Source organism: Kitasatospora sp. NPDC086801 (assembly GCF_044745805.1).
Classification (GTDB): Bacteria; Actinomycetota; Actinomycetes; order Streptomycetales; family Streptomycetaceae; genus Kitasatospora.
The window spans coordinates 525,641-544,674 of sequence record NZ_JBIVAX010000001.1 but is presented as its reverse complement, the minus strand read 5'-3'; the positions used below and the strand labels follow the sequence as shown (position 1 = coordinate 544,674).

The following is a 19,034-nucleotide window of genomic DNA, read 5'->3' as shown; positions in this document are numbered from 1 at the left end:
GCCCGCAGACCTGCCGGTGGCGCGGCCCGTTCCGCCGACCACCTGCTGAAACGGGCGTCTCATCATATGGAAAGCGCCGGTTGGGGCACCCCTGCTCGGTAGACTGGCGCCGACCGCACACCCCCTTTTCCATGGGGGTGCGGGGGCCTGGTGCCCCCGGAAGACGACACAAGTCGAGGAGCGCACGTGGGCCTTGTCGTGCAGAAGTACGGCGGCTCATCCGTTGCGGATGCCGAAGGCATCAAGCGCGTTGCCCGCCGAATCGTTGACGCCAAGAAGGCCGGCCATGAGGTCGTCGTCGTGGTGTCCGCAATGGGCGACACGACGGACGAGCTCATCGAACTCGCGGAGCAGGTGTCACCGCTCCCTGCCGGCCGTGAGTTCGACATGCTGCTGACCGCTGGAGAGCGCATCTCCATGGCGCTGCTGGCCATGGCGATCAAATCGCTGGGGCACGAGGCGCAGTCCTTCACGGGCAGCCAGGCCGGTGTCATCACCGACTCCGTCCACAACAAGGCGCGCATCATCGACGTGACGCCTGGTCGCATCCGCACCGCCCTGGACGAGGGCAACATCGCGATCGTGGCCGGCTTCCAGGGCGTGTCGCAGACCAGCAAGGACATCACCACGCTGGGCCGCGGCGGCTCGGACACCACCGCCGTCGCCCTCGCCGCCGCGCTCAAGGCCGAGGTCTGCGAGATCTACACCGACGTGGACGGCGTCTTCACCGCCGACCCGCGCGTGGTGGCGAAGGCCCGCAAGATCGACTGGATCGCGTACGAGGACATGCTGGAGCTGGCGTCGTCCGGTTCCAAGGTGCTGCTCGACCGCTGCGTGGAGTACGCCCGGCGCTACAACATCCCGATTCACGTACGCTCGTCCTTCTCGGGTCTTCCCGGGACGATCGTCAGCAACGAGAACCCGCACAAGCCCGAAGGGGGCGAGATGGAGCAGGCCATCATCTCCGGAGTCGCCCACGACACGTCCGAGGCCAAGGTCACGGTCGTCGGCGTGCCCGACAAGCCGGGCGAGGCGGCCCGCATCTTCCGCGCCATCGCGGACGCCGAGGTCAACATCGACATGGTGGTGCAGAACGTCTCCGCCGCGTCGACCGGGCTGACCGACATCTCCTTCACCCTGCCCAAGGCGGAGGGCCAGAAGGCCATCGACGCGCTCGGCCGGGTCAAGGAGGGCATCGGCTACGAGTCGCTGCGCTACGACGACGCGATCGGCAAGATCTCCCTGGTCGGCGCGGGCATGCGCTCCAACCCGGGTGTCACGGCGGCCTTCTTCGAGGCGCTGTCCGCCGCGGGCGTCAACATCGAGCTGATCTCCACCTCGGAGATCCGGATCTCGGTCGTCACCCGCGCCGAGGACGTGCCGGAGGCCGTCCGGGCCGTGCACAGCGCCTTCGGACTGGACAGCGAGACGGACGAGGCCGTCGTCTACGGAGGCACCGGGCGATGACCCGGCGAGCGAACCTCGCCGTCGTCGGCGCCACCGGCGCGGTCGGCGAGGTGCTGCTCGGCCTGCTCTCCCTGCGCCAGGACGTCTGGGGCGAGATCCGACTCGTCGCCTCCCCGCGTTCGGCCGGCCGCAAGCCGGTCGTGCGCGGGGAGCCGGTCGAGGTCGTCCCGCTGGCCGAGGAGGCCTTCGAGGGGATCGACGTCGCCGTGTTCGCCGTCCCCGACGAGGTCTCCGCCCAGTGGGCGCCGATCGCGGCCGCCAAGGGCGTCGTGGTGGTCGACGACTCCGCCGCCTTCCGCACCGCCGAGGACGTGCCGCTGGTCGTCCCCGAGGTCAACGCGGCCGCGCTGCGGCTGCGCGCCCGCGGCATCGTCGCCAGCCCCGCCAGCACCACCCTCGCGATGATCGCGGCCGTCGGCGCCCTGCACGCCGAGTACGGGCTCGCGCAACTCGTCGTCGCCTCCTACCAGGCCGCCTCCGGCGAGGGCCGGATCGGCGAGGCGGCGCTGCGCGAGCAGACCGCCCTGGTGGCCGGCACCGAGGTCGGCCGGCAGGCCGGCGACCTGCGCGCGGTGATCGCCGACCACGGGCCGTTCGCCGCCCCGCTCGCCCTCAACGCGGTGCCCTGGACCGGCTCCCTGGTGGACGGCGGCTGGTCCTCCGAGGAGGTCGGCATCCGTGCCGAGGCCCGCAAGATCCTCGGCCTGCCCGCCCTCAAGGTCTCCGCGACCTGCGTCCGCATCCCGGTCGTCCGCACCCACGCGCTGGCCGTGCACGCGCTCTTCGAACGCGAGGTCACCCAGGAGCACGCGCAGCAGATCCTCCGCGACGCCCCCGGCGTGGTGCTCTACGACGACCCGGCGGCCGGCGAGTTCCCCACCCCGAACGACGTGGTCGGTACGGACCCGGTCTGGGTCGGGCGGGTGCGCCGGGCCCTCGACGAACCGGCCGCGCTCGACCTCTTCCTCTGCGGCGACAACCTGCGCAAGGGCGCGGCGCTCAACCTGCTGCAGATCGCGGAGCTGGTGGCCGGTGAGCTGACGGTGACGCAGGAGGAGCCGCAGGGAGAAGCCTAGGAAGAAGGCCGGGGAGAAGCCTGGGAAGAGGACTGGGAGGAGGCCTTGGAAGAGGCCCGGGACCGCCCGCTCCCGGGCCCGCCCGGCCCTCGAACCGGGGAAGGCGTGTCCGCTCCTCGACACAATCTGTCCGGAATCCCGATGGAATCCCCTGGAGGCCTCTTCCGCCGATGCGGAAGAATGGCCCCCGGGCTGGGCAACCATGACAGGGGATCGAGTGTCCAACGGACGTGGCGAACGTGATGGTGGGAGCAGGGGCGGGCATTCCGGCGAGAGCCGCGGTGGCCTTCCCCTCGCGCGTCCCGTGGCCGGCGAGTAGGCCGGAAGACGACCAGATGACCGCGGTCGCACCCGGTGCGGCGGGCTCCGGTGCCGGTACCGACGCGGGTACCAGCGAGGACCTGCTCACCGAGACCTACCAGGCCCACTACCGCTCCCTGCTGCGGCTCGCCGCGCTGCTCCTGGACGACCTCTCGACCTGCGAGGACGTCGTCCAGGAGGCGTTCATCCGGGTGCACGCCGCCCGGCGCCGGGTCCGCGAGCCCGAGAAGACCCTGGCCTACCTGCGGCAGACCGTCGTCAACCTGTCCCGCTCGACCCTGCGCCGACGGATCCTCGGCCTGCGCCTGCTGCCCAAGCCCATGCCTGACATGGCCAGTGCAGAAGAAGGCGCTTACGATGCGCTGGAGCGCGACCAGTTGAAGGCCGCGCTGCGTGGTCTGCAACGCCGTCAGCGGGAGGTTCTGGTGCTGCGTTACTTCGTGGACATGACGGAGGCGCAGGTCGCCGAGACCCTCGGCATCTCGCTCGGCTCGGTGAAGGCCTACGGTTCGCGCGGACTCGCCGCCCTGCGTACCCAGATGGAGGCCGGACATGGCTGACGGCGCCGGGCAGCGGCCCTCGGACGGCGCGGACGGCGGGCTCTCCGCCGAGGAACGAACCGTCCGCGACCTCATGCGGAGCGCCGTCGCCGGCATCCAGCCCGAACCCGGCGGCCTGCCGCGGATCCGGTACGCCGTCCCCCGCCGCCGGGCCGCCCGGCGCGGAGCCTGGACCGGCGCCGCCGCCCTCGCCCTCGCCGTCGCCGTCGCCCTGCCCGCCCTGCACGACGGGGAGCACCTCGGGCTGTCCGGCGGCCCCGGCTCGGCCGACGCCAGCAGCCCGGTCGTCGCCGCCCCGACCGGCACCACGACCGGCGGCACCACCGGCACCGGCACCCCCTCGCGGCCAGGCCCCAGCGGCACCGGCGACACCGCGTCGCCCTCCGGCACCCCCACCGCCTCACCCAGCCCCGGCGCCAGCACCACCCGCGCCGACGGAACCACCGCCCCGCCCGTCCCCGCCGCCAGCACCGGCGACAACCCGATCACCCCGCTCTGCACCCGGGCCGACCTCGGCCAGGGCGGCGCGCAGGTCGGCTCGGCCGACGCCGGCGGCCGGATCCACGGCTCGTTCACCGTGTACAACGTCTCCGGCCGCAGCTGCCGGCTCGGCGGCCCCGGCGCCGTCGCCGTCACGGCGGTGAGCGGCACCGACCGCAGCCGTGTGCGCACCGCCGACCACACCGCCGGTGACCCGGCCGGCGACCTGCCCGCGATGGACGCGGAGCCCCCCGTCCTCGCCCCGCAGGCCGGCTACCGGGTGCCGTTCGCCTGGGTCCCCGACCGGACCTGCCCCACCTCCGGCGGCACCGCCACCACCGGGCCCACCAGCCAGGGCGGCGCCAACCCGGCCATCGGCGGCTCCCAGGCGCCCGCCGCCACCGACGCCGCCCCGGCCTCGGACGCCTCGGCGGCCCCCAGCGCCAACCCCCAGGCCAGTTCGTCCGCCAGTGCCGGGCCCACCAACGCCCCCAGCCCCACCGCCACCCCGACCGGCAACCCCACCGCCCCGCCGGCCACCGCCACCATCGCCCACACCCCCGCCCCCGGCAGCCCCGCCGCCGCCACCGCCACCCTCCCCGTGGCCTGCGCCGGCACCCTCTACCGCGGCGGCGTCCAGGCGGTGGGCGCACCGGCGCCGCAGCCGTCGGGCACGCCCCTGACGGGCTGACGGGCTGACGGGCTTCGCGGGCTGTCGGACGGGCGGCGGGCGGCGGGCGGCGGCTTCGGGCGGGCTCGGACGGCGGGTGGCTCCGGGCACTTTCCGGAGGTTTCGGGCGGTTTCGGGCGGCTTCGGGGAGTGGGCCCGGGCACCTACCGGGCGGGCCGTCGTGGTCGGCGGCGGACCCCTGGGGCCGGGACGGGTGTGAGGAGTGGTTACCGTGGGGGTGTGTACCGGTTCCTCCTGACTCCGCGCTGGCTCGGCGGCACCGCGCTGGCCGTTGCGGCCATGGCGGTGTGCGTCTGGCTGGGCTCCTGGCAGCTCGGCCGGTTCGAGGACCGGTTCTCGTCGCACCAGGACATCAAGCAGGCCGTCACCGCTTCGAGTGATGTGCGGCCGATCGACGGCCTGCTCAACCAGGCCACCCCGCAGGTGACCACCGAGACCGTCGGCAAGCCCGTCACCGTGACCGGCAGCTACGACGCGGAGCACCAGCTCCTCGTCCCGGACCGGCTGGTCGACGGCAAGCAGGGCTACTACGTGCTCACCCCGCTGCGCACCGCCGACGGCCGGGTCGCCGCCGTGGTCCGCGGCTGGGCGCCCGGCACGCCCGCCGAGGGCGCGTCCGCGGCCGCGCCGCCGCCTCCCGGCCAGGTGACCGTCACCGGGCGGCTGCAGGCCGGTGAGGCCAGCGGCAGCAACGGCGCCGTGGCGGGCGGTCTGCCGGCCGGCCAGCTCGGCACGATCAACCAGGCGGCGCTGCTCAACGTGCTGGCGTACGACGGCTGGTACGACGGCTGGGTGGCCGCCGACGCGGTGCCGGCCGGGCTGACCTCGGTGCCGACGGTCCAGCCGCAGGGCGGCGACGGGCTCACCCTGCGGGCGTTCCAGAACCTCGGCTACACCCTGCAGTGGTTCGTCTTCGGGGGCTTCGTCATCTTCATGTGGTTCCGCCTGGTGCGCCGCGAGGGCGAGGCGGAGCAGGACCGGGCCCTCGGACTGGACCCGGTCCTGGACTGACCTTCGGCTGACCTCCGCGGTTCGGCGTGTCGGTTCGGCGCGTGGTTCGGCGTGTCTGCTTGGCCCGTCCGCCTCAGCGCGCTGGCTTGCCGGGGGCGGACGGAGTCGTCGGCAGGGCCGGGACGACCGGTGCGGTCGTCGGCTTCCCGGGTGCCGTCGGGGCGGACGGCACCGGCGTCGGCGACTCGGTGAACACCGGCTCGTCGTGGCACCGGCCGTGGCCGCCGTTCACGTCGTCGTTCGAGTCGTAGTGGTCGATGTGGTGGTGCACGGTGCGCCCGGTCTTCGACCCCTTGGATCCGGAGCCCTTCGAGCCGGACGAGCCCTTCGACCCGCTGGATCCCTTGGCGAGCTGGACCGCGTCCTCGCCCGCCGCCGGCGCGTACGCCGCCCGCACGACGGCCGCCCCTGGCTCGGCCCCCGGCCCAGCCCCCGGCCCAGCCCCTGGCCCCGCCGCGCTCGCGCGCGTCGCCGTGGCGGCCGGTGGGGTCGGCGCGGCCGTGGTCGGCGTGGGGCTGGGCACCGCAGGGCCGGCCGGGGGCGGGCAGGCGGCCTCGGCGCCGTGCCCGCCCGAGCAGCCGGTGAGCACCAGGGCTCCGGCCACCGCCACCCCCGCGAGCGTCAGCAGACGCCTCACACCGACCCCCCGCCGCCGGCCCCGCTGTCGGCCCCGGCCCCGGCCCCGGTCTCCGACGCCGCGTCGAGGTGCCGCCGGACGAAGTCGATCTCCAGCCGCAGCTGCTTGATCCGCTCCTCCACCACCAGCGACCCGTGCCCGGCGTCGTACCGGTAGACCTCGTGCGGCTTGCCCAGCTGCTCCAGCCGCTCGACGTAGTTCTCGATCTGCCGGATCGGGCAGCGCGGGTCGTTGACCCCGGCGCTGATGTAGACCGGCACCCGCACCTGCTCGACGTAGCTGAGCGGCGAGGAGGCGGTGAAGCGCTCCGGGACCTCCTCCGGGGTGCCCCCGAAGAGGGTGCGGTCCAGCGACTTGAGCGCCTCCATCTCGTCGGCGTACGCGGTGTGGTAGTCCGCGACGGGCACGGCGGCGACGCCCAGCGACCAGCTGTCCGGCTGGACGCCGATGCCCAGCAGGGTCAGGTAGCCGCCCCAGCTGCCGCCGGTGAGCACCAGTCGGCGCGGGTCGGCGAGACCGCCGGCGACCGCCCACTCCCGGACGGCCGCGATGTCCTCCAGCTCGATCAGGCCGACCCGCTCGTGCAGGGCGTCCGTCCAGGCCTGCCCGTAGCCGGTGGAGCCCCGGTAGTTGACCCGGACCACCGCGAAGCCGTGGTCCAGCCAGGCGGCCGGGCCGGCGGCGAAGGAGTCGCTGTCGTGGTGGGTGGGGCCGCCGTGGATCTCGAACACGGTCGGGAAGGGGCCCTCGCCCGCCCCGGTCGGCCGCTGCACCAGGGCGTGCACCCGCCCGCCGGGCCCGTCCACCCAGACGTCCTCGACCGGGACGGAGCCGGGCGGCACCGAGCCGGGCGCCCGCAGCACGACCGTCCCGGCGGTGGAGCGGACGGCGGAGGGTTCGGCGGCGGAGGACCACAGGTACTCGACGGTGCCGTCCGGACGGGCGGTGGCGCCGCCGACGGTGCCGCGCGGGGTGTCCAGCCGGGTCAGCCGGCCGTCGGCGAGCGTGTACGAGAACAGCTCGCTGCGCGCCTCGTACTCGTGCTCGACGAGCAGCGCCTCGGCGCCCGGGCACCACTGCGCGGAGACGTCGCCCGGCAGTTCGCGGCCCTGCTCGTCGCGCAGCGGCAGCGCGGTCTCGGCGCCGGTGGCGACGTCCCAGATCATCGGCTCCCAGCGGCCGGTGCGCTGGTGGGCCACCAGCAGCCGGGTGTCGCCGTCGACCGGGGCGAAGCCGAGGCAGGCGACGCCGCGCGGCTCGTCCCGGCCGGTCACCTCGTCGAGTTCGGCGACGGTCTCGACGCGTTCGACGGTCTCTGCGGTCTCAGCGGTGTCTGCGGGCTCGCCGGTCGTGCCGGTGGTGTCGGCGCTGCCGGTGGTGCCGCTCGTGGCGGTCGCGCCGTCGGAGAGGCGGACGATCCGGATGGCGGAGTGCATCGCGTCGCCGTGCTCGGTGTGGTCGATGGCGAGCAGCGTGCCGTCGTAGCTGAGGTCGCCGACGCCGCCGTACTCCGCGTGCCGGTAGATCTCGACGGCCTCGGCCGCGCCGGGGCGGCGCAGGTGCAGGGTGGTGCCGTCCTCGTCGGTGGAGCGGCCGACGACCACCGTGCCGTCGCGGCCGAGCGCCAGGCCGGCCGAGTAGGAGGGGGCGAGGCCGGGCACGGCCTCCTCGTCGGGGGTGTCGGCGTCGCGGTCCGCGGAACGGCCGGCGAAGGGCTGGCGGCGCCAGACGCCGAACTCGTCGCCGTCGTGGTCGTCGAACCACCACACCCAGGCGCCGTCGGGGGACAGTTCGGCATCGGTGGTGCCGTTCGGCCGGTCGGTGACCTGCCGGTGGGTGCCGGTGACGCGGTCCCAGGCGTAGACCTCGTAGGTGCCGGTCGCGTTGGACACGTACAGCGCCCGGTCGGGGGCGTCCTCGGCCCAGTCGGGGAGTGACACCCGTGCTGCCCTGAACCGCTGCTCCCACGCCGGTACGGCGCTCTTCTCCTCGCTCATCCGACCATCCAACCCGATCGGGGGGACAGAACGGAACGGGCGGGGGACGGAACGGGGCGGGCGGGTGGCCGCCGGGGCCCCCCCCCCCCCCCCCCCCCCCCCCCCCCCCCCCCCCCCCCCCCCCCCCCCCCCCCCCCCCGGCCGGCCCCCCCCCCCCCCCCCCGCCGCCCCCCCCCCCCCCCGGGGGGGGGGGCCCCCCCGCGGGGGGGGGGGGGGGGGGGGGGGGGGGGGGGGGGGCCCCCCCCCCCCCCCCCCCGCCCCACCCGCCCGTCCCTCCTGCCCCTCACATCCCTCCTGCCCCTTGTGTCCGTCCCGTCCTTCGCGTCCGTCCTTCCCGTCCGCTCCCGTGAGCTCGCCCGTTCCCGCTAGCCCTTCCGCGGCAGCAGCCGGACCAGGCCCACCAGCACCAGCTCCAGCACCGCCAGCGCCGTCACGCTGCGGCCGAACGCGGCCGCCGGGTCGCCCCCGCCGTAGTAGAGCAAGCCGATCAGCGCGATACCCAGTGCCCCGCCGACCTGCTGCACGGTGGCCAGCACCCCGGCGGCCGAACCGATCAGCTGGGGCTCGACCCCGGCCAGCACCACGGAGGTCACCGGGGCGATCACCAGACCCATCCCCAGTCCGTCCACGAACAGCCCCGGCGTCAGCCACCACACGCTCCCGCCCGGTGCGCCGTACACCGCGAGGGCGAGCAGACCCAGCCCGGCGGCCATCAGCAGCCCACCGACGGCGATCGTCCGGGCCCCGCCGAGCCGGGCGGAGACGCGGTGGGTGGCGTTGGAGGTGAGCAGGTAGCCGAGGCCGATCGCGGTGAACACCAGCCCGGCGCCGAGCGCGTCCAGACCGCGGCCCAGTTGGAGGTACAGGGCGAGCACCAGGAAGAAGGAGGCCTGGCCGAGCCAGAAGGCGAGCTGGGCGAGCAGACCGGCGCCGAAGGCCCTGGTCCGGAACAGCCGGGTGTCGACCAGCGGGGAGGTGGAGGTGGAGGTGGAGGTGGAGGTGCCCCCGGCCCTGGCTCCGGCTCCGGCTCCGGCCCCGGAGCCGGTGGTCCGGGTCCGGGTCCGGGTCCGGGTGCGGTGCTGGTGCACCACGAAGCCGGCCAGCAGGGCGACCGCGCCGCCCAGACAGAGCCAGGTCCACAGCGGCCAGCCCTGTTCGGGGCCCTGGATCAGCGGCAGCACCAGGGCGGTCAGCGCGGTGGTGACCAGTAGCACCCCTACCGGGTCCAGGCCCGGCCGTTGCGGGGCGCGCGACTCCGGCAGGCAGCGGCGGACGAGCGCCAGGGCGACCAGGCCGACCGGCAGGTTGATCAGGAAGCAGCTGCGCCACCCGAGGCCGAAGAGGTCCGCCCGGATCAGCAGCCCGCCGATCAACTGGCCGAACACCGCGCCGACACCCATGGTCAGCCCGTACCGGGCGAAGGCCCGCGCCTGCGCCGCGCCGCTGAACGCCGTCCGCAGGATCGCCAGCACCTGCGGGCCCATCAGCGCCGCCGCCAGGCCCTGCACCACCCGGGCGCCGACCAGTGCGGCGGCGGTGGGGGCGAGGCCGCAGCCCGCGGAGGCGAGGGTGAACAGGGCCAGGCCGAGCCCGAACACCCGGCGCCGGCCGTACCGGTCGCCGAGCCGGCCGGCGGTGACCAGGCCGGCCGCGAGGGCCAGGCTGAACCCGGCGATCACCCACTGGACGGCGGCCGGTCCGGCGCCCAGGTCGGCCTGGACGGACGGGACGGCGACGTTGACGACGAAGAAGTCGAGGGCGGTCATGAAGGTGGCGGTCAGGACGACCGCCAGCAGGCCGCGCGGGGCGTCGGCCGCCATCTCGGCCGCCGTCTCGGCCTCGGGCGCGGTGCTGCTCGCGGTGCTGCTCGCGGTGCTGCTCGCGGTGCTGGGCGCGGTCTTGCTCTCGGTCTTGCCCGCGGTCGACGGGCGGGCGGTCAGGGCGGAGCTCATCTCGGCTTCTCCTCAGTGGGGTTGGGGGAGTGGGTCGGGGGCGGTGGGGGTCGCCCCCGACCCGTCCGGCCTGCCGTCAGGCGCCCGGGACGCGGTCCAGGAAGCCGTACACCGAGCCGATCCGCCCGTCCGGCGAGGCCACCAGCACGTCGAAGCCGATCACCACCGGCTCGGCGCCGGCCGGCCCGAGGTTCCAGGTGAACCGGGCGATGTCGTGGTGCGCGTCCACCGGGCCGAGGGTGAACTCCAGTCCGGGGAACTGGGCCTGGGCGGCGCCGATCAGCGCGTCGATCGCGTCCCGGCCGGCGACGGCGGCCAGCGGGTCGGTGTACCGGCCGTCAGCGGCCCACACCTCGTCGATCAGCTTGCGGCGGGCGGCCGGGTCGGTCTCGTTCCAGACCGCGAGGTAACGCTCGGCGAGCTGCTGGAGGGCGGTGGCGGTGATCTCGGTCATGGTCTTCTCCGGTGTCCTGGTGGGTGGTTGAGCGGCTCGTTCCCGCTGCTCACAAAGGTAGGGAGGAGCCGGTGCGGGCGAATCAGTCACGTATCGGCATGGGGGTACGTAGCGTCCGGCGGGGGGGGGTACGTGGGCGCGCTCGGCGGGCCCGTCCGTACCTGCGCTCGGGAGGGCCTCGGTAGGGTCGGGGGATGCTGTACGGGAGGGAAGACGAACAGTCCGTCGTGGCGGGACTGTTGGACGCGGCACGCGAAGGCCGCAGCGGGGTGCTGCTGCTCCGGGGCGAGCCCGGGATCGGCAAGACCGCGCTGCTGGACCACGCCGTCGAACGGGCGGGCGGGACGTTCCGGGTGATCCGGGCGGCGGGCGTCGAGTACGAGGCCGAACTGCCCTTCGCCGGGCTGAGCCTGCTGCTGGCACCCGGCCTCGACCGGCTGCACACCCTGCCCGGGCCGCAACGGCGCGCCCTGGAGGCGGCGTTCGGGCTCGCCGAGGAACGCGCCCCGGCCGACCGGCTGCTGGTCGGGCTCGCCACCCTCGGACTGCTGGCCGAACTCGCCACCGAACAGCCCCTGTTGTGCGTCCTCGACGACGCGCAGTGGCTGGACGACGCCTCCCTCGACGCGCTGCTGCTGGCCGCCCGCCGACTCCAGGCCGAAGGCGTCGCCCTGCTGCTCGCCGCCCGCACCGGCGGCGCCGCACCGGAACTCCCGACCACGGGCTTCCCCGAGCTCCGGCTGACCGGCCTGCCCGAGCCCGACGCCGCCCGGCTGCTGGAACACCGGGCCGGCCCGGACCTGCCCGCCGCCGTCCGTGAGCGGCTGCTCGCCGAGGCGGCCGGCAACCCGCTCGCCCTCACCGAACTCCCCGTCACCACCGGGGCGCCCGCGAACACCCCCGGCTCGCCGGCGCCCGCCCCCGGCGGCCTGCCGCTCACCAGTCGGCTGCTGATCGCCTTCCACGGCCAGGTCACCGGTCTGCCCCCGGCCACCCAGACCCTCCTGCTGGTCGCCGCCGCCGAGGAGACCGGCGGACTCGACGTCGTCCTGCCCGCCGCGGCCGCCCTCGGCGTCCCTGCCGAACACCTCGGCCCCGCCGAGGAATCGGGCCTGGCGACCGTCACCCCCGACCGCCGGATCGCCTTCCGCCACCCGCTCCTGCGCGCCGCCATCCTGCAACGCGCCCCGCACCACCAGCGACTGACGATTCATCGGGCCATCGCCGGGGCGCTGCCGGACGGCGACCGCCGCACCTGGCACCAGGCCCTCGCCGCCACCGCCCCCGACGCCGCGCTCGCCGACGCGCTGGAACGCACCGCCCTCCGCGCCGAAGCCCGCGGCGCCCACGGCGGCGCCGCCGCCGCGTACGAGCGGGCCGCCCGGCTCACCCCGGACCGTGACGCCGCCACCCGCCGCCTCGTCCTGGCCGCCGAAGCTGCCACCGAAGAAGGCAAGTTGGCGCAGGCCGAGGCGCTCGCCGACGAGGCCGGGGCCCGCACCGACAACCCGCTGGCACACGCCCTGCTCGACCAGGTCCGGGCCACCGCGCACTTCTGGCGCGGCTCCTACCCGACCGCCTACCGGCTGCTGCTCGACGCCGCTGGCACCGCCATCGAGGCGCCGCACGCCGCCCGGATGCTGTTCCAGGCCTTCCACACCGCCTGGTACGCGGGCGAGGAATCGGTGATCGCCGTCCTCGACCGGTTGGCCGCGCTACCGCTCGCCGACGACGACCCGCTCACCCCGCTCGCCCGCCACCTGCCCGCCGCCGTGCTCCCCGCCCTCGCCCGCCACCTGCCCGCCGCCGTGCTCCCCGCCCTCGCCCGCCACCTGCCCGCCGCCGTGCTCCCCGCCCTCGGCCGGCCCGCACCGCAGCCCCCCGCCGCCCGCGACACCGCCGCGGCCGCCCGCAAGGCCGGCGCCGAGACCCCCGTCGACCTCGTCCAACTCTGCGGCGCCACCCTCATCCTCGGCCGCGACGACGAGACCGCCGAACTCGGCGGCGAACTCGTCGCCGAAGCCCGCGCCAAGGGCACCGTCGGTGTGATGCCCACCCTCCAGTTCTTCCTCGCCGAGGCCGAACTCTTCCACGGCCGCCACCGTGACGCCGAAGTCACCGCCGCCGAAGCCCTCGCCCTCGCCCGCGACACCGGCCAGCACCAGTGGACCAGCCAACTCACCGCACTCCTCGCCTACCTGGCCGCCCTCGACGGTGACACCGACCGCTGCACCCGGCTCGCCGCCGAATCCCTCGCCACCACCGGCCCGCAGACCGCCGCCCCCGCCGCCGGCCGCCCTTGGGCCCACTGGGCGCTCGCCCTGCTCGACCTCGGCCACGGCCGCGCCGGCGACGCCGCCGACCGCCTGCACACCCTCACCACCGGCCCCCACCGGCACCACGTCAGCGCCACCCGGGCCGTCCCCGACCTGGTCGAAGCCGCCGTCCGGCTCGGCACCCCCGAACGCGCCGCCGAACCGTACGAACGCTTCGCCCGCTGGACCGCCGCCGCCGACCGCCCCTGGACCGAAGCCGTCCGGCTACGCTGCCAGGCCCTGCTCGGCCCCGACGAACTCGCCGAATCCGCCTACCGCGCCGCCCTCGACCTCCACGAAGGCACCCACCGCCCCTTCGAACAGGCCCGCACCGCCCTCCTCTACGGCGAATGGCTGCGCCGCTCCCGCCGCCGCACCGACGCCCGCCCCCACCTGCGCGCCGCCCTCGAAACCTTCGAACGCCTCGCCGCCCACCCCTGGGCCGCCCGCGCCCGCACCGAACTCACCGCCACCGGCACCCCCGCCCCCACCGGCACCCCCACCGGCACCCCCGGCTCTCCCCTCACCCCTCAGGAACTCCAGATCGCCCGCCTGGCCGCCCGAGGCCTCACCAACCGCGAAATCGCCGCCCAACTCTTCCTCAGCCCCCGCACCATCGCCCACCACCTCTACAAGGCCTACCCCAAACTCCACATCACCTCCCGCGCCGACCTCCCCACCACCCTCTGACGCCCCCACCTACGCCAGGGGCCCCGCCGGATGATTCCGGCAGGGCCCCAAGCCTCACTCCTCGGCGTCGACACCACCGTCGTCGCCGGCTCCATCGTCCTGCCCGTGCTTTCACCTCAGGTGGGCGTTCCGTCCTGAGGCTCAGTCACTCAGTCGGTCACGCACAACGCCAGAGGGCCTACCGGATTTCTCCGATAGGCCCTCTGGACTGGGTCGGGGTGGCGGGATTTGAACCCACGGCCTCTTCGTCCCGAACGAAGCGCGCTACCAAGCTGCGCCACACCCCGGTCTTGCGGTTTGTTGCTCTGTCTCCGTCGCAACGAGTAGAACTCTACCGGACGCTCGCCGAGACACGAAATCCGGTTCTCGGCAGGCGTCCGGTGCAGGTCAGCGGGGGGCTGGGGTGAGGGTGAGGAGGGTGGCTTCGGGGGGGCAGGCGAAGCGGACGGGGGTGTAGCGGTTGGTGCCGCAGCCGGCGGAGACGTGGAGGTGGGAGCGGCGGCCGCCGGCCTGGTGGGTGGAGAGGCCCTTGACCCGTCGGGCGTCGAGGTCGCAGTTGGTGACCAGGGCGCCGTAGAAGGGGATGCAGAGCTGGCCGCCGTGGGTGTGGCCGGCCAGGATCAGCGGGTAGCGGTCGGCGGTGAAGGCGTCGAGGACGCGCAGGTAGGGGGCGTGGACGACGGCGAGGGAGAGGTCGGCGTCGGGGGAGGGGCCGCCGGCGACCTCGCTGTAGCGGTCGCGGCGGATGTGCGGGTCGTCGAGGCCGGTGAATTCGAGGTCGAGGCCGCCGATGGTGAGCCGGCCGCGGGTGTTGGTGAGGTCGAGCCAGCCGGCCGCGTCGAAGCCGTCGCGGAGCTTCTCCCACGGGTTGTGGACGGCGCCGGTGATGCCGCGGCGGCCGGTGCCGTCGGCGTTGTTGAGGCCGTGGGAGCCGCTGCGCATCGCCTGGAGGTAGCGGGCCGGGTTCTTGCGGGCCGGGCCGTAGTAGTCGTTGGAGCCGAAGACGTAGACGCCGGGGAAGTCCATCAGGGGCCCGAGCGCGTCGAGGGTGGCCGGGACGCCGAGGGGGTCGGAGAGGTTGTCGCCGGTGTTGACGACGAGGTCGGGGCGCAGGCCGGCGAGGCTCTGCAGCCAGCGCTGCTTCTTGCCCTGCCCGCTCACCATGTGGATGTCGGAGACCTGCAGTACCCGGATGGGCCGGGCGCCGTGGGGCAGGACGGGGACCTCGACCCGGCGGAGCCGGAAGGAACGGACCTCGTACCCGGCGGAGTAGGCGAGGCAGGCGGCGCCGGCGGCGGCGAAGCCGAGGGGAACGGAGTACAGCGGTCGCATCGCTCCATGCTCTCAGACGGTGGATCAGCGGGTGAACGCCCGGCGGCCGTGCGCGGACACGGGGGACTACTCCGCTCCGGGGCGGTCTTCGGCCCGCCGGGCCCGCAGGGCCTTGACCTTGGCCCGGTTGCCGCAGCGCTCCATGGAGCACCAGCGGCGGCGGCCGGGCCGTGAGGTGTCGACGAAGATCAGTTGGCAGTCGTGCGCGCCGCATTCGCGGATCCGGTCGGCGTGCGGGCCGGTGAGCAGGGCGATGGCGTCGCGGGCGAGGGTGGAGGCGAGTTGGCCGCCGTCGGCGGGCAGGGGGGCCGCGGCGGTGCCGGCGGGGGTGATCTGGGGGGCGAGTGGCGGGTGGGCGGCGGCCCGGTTGAGGACGGCGTAGTCCGCGGCGGTGCCGGGCCGGCCGTGGGCGCGGGCGGCGGCGAGCCGCCAGAGCGCGTCGCGCAGGGTGCGGGTGGCGGCGAGCTGGGCGGGGTCGATGCGGACGGCGTCGGCGGGTAGCCGGAGCCGGGAGTGGGGCAGCCAGTGGGTGAGGTCGGCCGGCTGGCGCAGGACCTCGTAGCGGGCGTACGGGCCGGGGCCGCCGGTGGTGAGCAGTTCGAGGCAGAGGGCGCCGGGGTCGAAGTGGAAGCGGGTGCCTCGGGGGGTGGTCAGGGTCAGTCCGGCGGTGGCGCCTCGTTCTCCGTCCGTCATGTAACCAGGATAAGAGGTTACGGCGGCGAGGGGGGAATCCCGCGGATCCGTCGGCGGACCGGTTAATGGCAAGCGACCGAACGTCGCAGGTGGGAGACTCAGGGCCATGACGACGCTCAAGGAGCGGCTGCGGGAGGACCTCACGGCTGCCATCAGGGACCGGGACGAGCTGCGCTCGTCCACCATCCGGCTCACGCTGACTGCTGTCACCAGCGAGGAGGTGTCGGGTGAGGAGAAGCGCGAGCTGTCCGATGACGAGGTGCTGAAGGTGATCGGCCGCGAGGCGAAGAAGCGCCGGGAGGCGGCTGCGGCGTTCGACACCGCAGGCCGGGTGGACCAGGCGGCCCGGGAGCGCGAGGAGGGCGAGGTGCTGGCGGAGTACCTGCCCAAGCAGCTCTCCGACGAGGAGCTGACCGCGATCGTGGCGGCCGCCGTCGCCGAGAGCGGGGCGACCGGCCCGCAGGCGATGGGTGCCGTGATGAAGCTGGTGAAGCCGAAGGTGGACGGCCTGGCGGAGGGCGGCCGGGTGGCCGCCGTGGTGAAGGCGGCGCTGCTGGGCTGAGTCCCACGCCCCGGGCCCGAAGGGCCCCGTCCGCCAAGCCCGAAGGGGCGCCCCCGAGATCACTCTCGGGGGCGCCCCTTCGTCGCGTCGTGCCGGGGGCCGCTCAGCCGTTGTTGCCGCCGTGCTTGCCGCCGTTGCCGTTGCCGCCGCCGGCCCCGTTGCCGCCGATGATGCCCGGCGGGAAGGTGAATCCGCCGCCGATCATCCCGCCGGCGTTGTTGCTGCCGCCGCCCGGGTTGCCACCGGGGTTCCCACCCGGGTTCCCACCCTGGGGCGGCGGGTTGCCGCCGGGCTGCTGGCCGGCGTTCGGGTCGGCCGGCGGGGTGGCCCCGCCGGTCTGGTTGGCGTTGGGGTCGGTCTTGGGCGCCGGGTCCGGGATGTTGATGGTCTGGATCTGCTCCGTGGGCGCGCCCTTGAGCGCCTGGTTCATCGCCAGCTGCCAGATCGGGCCGGGGCCGTCGGCGCCGAACACCTCGTCGAAGTGCTTGCCGCCGATGTTGATGTTCTTCATCTTGACGCCGCCGGCGGGGCCGCCGAGCCAGACGGAGGTGGCCAGCGACGGGGTGTAGCCGCTGAACCAGGCGGCCTTCTTCTCGTCGGTGGTGCCGGTCTTACCGGCGATCTGCCGGCCGTCGTCGAGCTTGAGCGCGGCCGCGGTGCCCTTCTCGGTCACGTTGAGCAGGACGGTGTTGAGGGCGTCCGCGGTCTGCTCGGAGAAGGCCTGGCTGCAGGTGGACTGCGGGACCTTGACCTCCTTGCCGTCGACCGTGGTGATCTTGTTGATCGCGATCGGGGTGCAGTACTTGCCGCGGGCGGCGAAGGTCGCGTAGACGTTCGCCATGGTCAGCGGGCTGAGCTCCAGGGTGCCGAGGACCATCGAGGGGACCTCCAGGAAGGCGTCGCCCTTGGCGGACTGGGTGATGCCCAGCTTGTTGGCCATCTGCTTCATCGCGCAGAGGCCGACCTGCTGCTCCATCTGCACGAAGTAGGTGTTGACCGAGAGGGCCATGGCCTGCTTGAGCTCGTACGGGCCGACCTCGCTGGTCGACTCGTTCTTCACCGTGGCCCTGGGCTTGTCGGTGTTCCTCCAGGTGCCCGAGCAGGTGGACATCTGCGGGTAGTCGATCTTGTTCTCGGAGGGGAACGGCTGGGTGGGCGACAGGCCCGACTCCAGGGCCGCCGCCGCGAGGATCGGCTTGAACGTCGAACCGGTCTGGAAGCCGTTGCCGCCGCCCATCGCGGAGTCGACGTTCAGGTTGACGACGGTCTGGTTCTTGTTCGGGTCCAGGCCGTACGGGCGGGTCTGGGCCATCGCCAGGATCTTGCCGGTGCCCGGCTCCATCATGGTCGCGGCGGCCGAGACCGTGTCCGTCACGTTGACCTTCTTGGTGACGGCGTTCTGGGCGGCGGCCTGCTTGTCCGGGTCCAGCGTGGTGTAGATGTTCAGACCGCCGGTGTCCCACAGCTTCTTGCGGTCGGCGGCGTTCTTGCCGAACGCCGGGTCCTGCTTGACCACGTGGCGCACGTAGTCGCAGAAGAAGCCCATGCCGGCCTGGGCGGTGATGCAGCCGTTCTGCGGGTCCTTGTACTTGAGGCCCAGCGGGGCGGCCTTCGCCTCCTTGGCCTGGTCCGCGGTGATGTGCTTGTTCTCGAGCATCTTGTCGATCACGACGTTGCGGCGCTTGACCGTGTTCTCGGGGTAGCGCACCGGGTCGTAGGACGACGGGTTCTGCACCATGCCGGCCAGGGTGGCGGCCTCGGCGACGGTGAGGTCCTTGTTGCTCTTGCTGAAGTAGCGCTGGGAGGCGGCCTCGACCCCGTAGGCCTGGTGGCCGTAGAAGGTGATGTTGAGGTAGTTGGTGAGGATCTGATCCTTCGACAGGTCCTCCTCCAGCTTGATCGCGACCTTGAGCTCCTGGATCTTGCGGCCCAGGGTCTTGCGCTGCGCCTCCAGGACCGCGGCCTGGTCGTCGCCGGCCTTCTCGACGTTGACGTTCTTCACGTATTGCTGGGTCAGGGTGGAGGCGCCCTGCGAGGTGGTGCCGCTCTCGGCGTTCTTGCTGATCGCGCGGAGCACGCCCTTGAGGTCGACGGCGCCGTGCTCGTAGAAGCGGGCGTCCTCGATGTCGACCTGGGCGTGCCGCATGAGCGGCGACATCTGGTCGGCGGCGAGGACGGTGCGGTCGCGCTCGTACACCTTGGCGATCAGGCCGCCCTTGGCGTCGAAGATCTGCGTCGCCTGGGTGAGCGGCGGAGTCTTGAAGTCGTCGGAGATGTTGGAGAAGCTCTCCGCCGTGTCCTTGGCGGTCAGCCCGATGGCGCCGACGGCGGGCAGGGCGAGGCCTGCCAGCAGGACTCCGGAGAGCACGCTGACGCCCAGGAACTTCACTCCGTGTCCCGCGATGTCGAGCGGCGACTCGCGACGCTTGTCGCGCGGAGCTCCGGTGTTGCCTGGGGGCTGGGATGCCTGGGGGCGCTTCGGTGCCATGAGGAGAACCCTACGTCGCGGAATCCCGCACATAGGGGCAGGTGTTCGCCTAGGCTTGTCACAAGCTTGCGACAGCTTCGGTGCGTCAACATCATTCACTCTTGTGAGTGCAGAGACTTGCCCGAATTGCCCGATCTTAGAGGGTTTTTGAGGCAGCTGTGGCCTGCCGTGCCCGCGTGAACGGTAGCGCTCCGTGATGGCGCGCGTGGCGAGAGTTGCCGCGTCGCGACTGGCAAGGCTTGCGACCTGCGATCACTCCAACGAGTGAGCTAACCGGTACCCATAGTCCAATCGGGTCATTCGAGATT

At 73.9% G+C, this 19,034-nt stretch carries 14 protein-coding genes and 1 tRNA gene; 7 read left to right on the top strand and 8 right to left on the bottom strand.

Annotated elements, in window-relative coordinates; translation table 11 throughout:
- Positions 1–186 precede the first annotated feature (186 nt).
- The 5 genes from ACIPLC_RS02460 (at position 187) to ACIPLC_RS02440 (ending at position 5,606) form a co-directional block, all read left to right on the top strand.
- A complete protein-coding gene (locus ACIPLC_RS02460; RefSeq protein WP_063348651.1) occupies positions 187–1,467 on the top strand; it encodes an aspartate kinase in 1,281 nt (426 codons plus the stop codon).
- Positions 1,464–2,543, top strand: a complete 1,080-nt coding sequence (locus ACIPLC_RS02455) for an aspartate-semialdehyde dehydrogenase (protein ID WP_400470170.1) — start codon at positions 1,464–1,466, stop codon at positions 2,541–2,543. Before ACIPLC_RS02460 ends, ACIPLC_RS02455 begins: the two co-directional genes overlap by 4 nt.
- Positions 2,544–2,878: 335 nt before the next feature.
- A complete protein-coding gene (locus tag ACIPLC_RS02450) occupies positions 2,879–3,424 on the top strand; it encodes a SigE family RNA polymerase sigma factor (protein ID WP_400470167.1) in 546 nt (181 codons plus the stop codon).
- Positions 3,417–4,595, top strand: a complete 1,179-nt coding sequence (locus ACIPLC_RS02445; RefSeq protein WP_400470164.1) for a hypothetical protein — start codon at positions 3,417–3,419, stop codon at positions 4,593–4,595. Before ACIPLC_RS02450 ends, ACIPLC_RS02445 begins: the two co-directional genes overlap by 8 nt.
- A gap of 219 nt (positions 4,596–4,814) precedes the next feature.
- Entirely contained in the window at positions 4,815–5,606 is a 792-nt protein-coding gene (locus ACIPLC_RS02440; RefSeq protein WP_400470161.1) for an SURF1 family protein, read from the top strand.
- A 73-nt stretch (positions 5,607–5,679) separates the two neighbouring features.
- On the opposite strand, the gene ACIPLC_RS02435 is transcribed toward ACIPLC_RS02440, so the two are convergent.
- The 4 genes from ACIPLC_RS02435 to ACIPLC_RS02420 all read right to left on the bottom strand — a co-directional run bounded on the left by ACIPLC_RS02435 (position 5,680) and on the right by ACIPLC_RS02420 (position 10,646).
- Positions 5,680–6,243 (bottom strand): hypothetical protein, encoded by a 564-nt coding sequence (locus tag ACIPLC_RS02435; protein WP_400470158.1) that lies wholly within the window; start codon positions 6,241–6,243, stop codon positions 5,680–5,682.
- Positions 6,240–8,240, bottom strand: a complete 2,001-nt coding sequence (locus tag ACIPLC_RS02430) for a S9 family peptidase (RefSeq protein ID WP_400470155.1) — start codon at positions 8,238–8,240, stop codon at positions 6,240–6,242. Before ACIPLC_RS02430 ends, ACIPLC_RS02435 begins: the two co-directional genes overlap by 4 nt.
- A gap of 365 nt (positions 8,241–8,605) precedes the next feature.
- Positions 8,606–10,192 carry an MFS transporter gene (locus tag ACIPLC_RS02425; RefSeq protein WP_400470152.1) on the bottom strand — a complete coding sequence of 529 codons (1,587 nt, stop codon included), beginning with the start codon at positions 10,190–10,192 and terminating at the stop codon, positions 8,606–8,608.
- Positions 10,193–10,268: 76 nt separating this feature from the next.
- Positions 10,269–10,646, bottom strand: a complete 378-nt coding sequence (locus ACIPLC_RS02420; protein ID WP_063348657.1) for a nuclear transport factor 2 family protein — start codon at positions 10,644–10,646, stop codon at positions 10,269–10,271.
- A gap of 194 nt (positions 10,647–10,840) precedes the next feature.
- Here ACIPLC_RS02420 and ACIPLC_RS02415 point away from each other — a divergent pair, with 194 nt between their 5' ends.
- Positions 10,841–13,651, top strand: a complete 2,811-nt coding sequence (locus ACIPLC_RS02415; RefSeq protein WP_400470149.1) for an AAA family ATPase — start codon at positions 10,841–10,843, stop codon at positions 13,649–13,651.
- Between the two features lie 213 nt (positions 13,652–13,864).
- Here ACIPLC_RS02415 and ACIPLC_RS02410 read toward each other — a convergent pair.
- The 3 genes from ACIPLC_RS02410 to ACIPLC_RS02400 form a co-directional block, all read right to left on the bottom strand.
- Positions 13,865–13,938: transfer RNA gene (locus tag ACIPLC_RS02410), tRNA-Pro, on the bottom strand.
- 100 nt (positions 13,939–14,038) lie between these two features.
- A complete protein-coding gene (locus tag ACIPLC_RS02405; protein WP_400470146.1) occupies positions 14,039–14,983 on the bottom strand; it encodes a metallophosphoesterase in 945 nt (314 codons plus the stop codon).
- 66 nt (positions 14,984–15,049) lie between these two features.
- Positions 15,050–15,676, bottom strand: coding sequence for a CGNR zinc finger domain-containing protein (locus tag ACIPLC_RS02400; protein ID WP_400470144.1), 627 nt, complete (start codon positions 15,674–15,676; stop codon positions 15,050–15,052).
- 106 nt (positions 15,677–15,782) lie between these two features.
- On the opposite strand from ACIPLC_RS02400, the gene ACIPLC_RS02395 reads away from it, so the two are divergent.
- The gene (locus ACIPLC_RS02395) at positions 15,783–16,238 is read left to right on the top strand and encodes a GatB/YqeY domain-containing protein (protein ID WP_400470141.1); all 456 of its coding nucleotides are present in this window, start codon (positions 15,783–15,785) and stop codon (positions 16,236–16,238) included.
- A gap of 103 nt (positions 16,239–16,341) precedes the next feature.
- On the opposite strand, the gene ACIPLC_RS02390 is transcribed toward ACIPLC_RS02395, so the two are convergent.
- The gene (locus ACIPLC_RS02390; protein ID WP_400470138.1) at positions 16,342–18,726 is read right to left on the bottom strand and encodes a transglycosylase domain-containing protein; all 2,385 of its coding nucleotides are present in this window, start codon (positions 18,724–18,726) and stop codon (positions 16,342–16,344) included.
- Between the last annotated feature and the right edge of the window lie 308 nt (positions 18,727–19,034).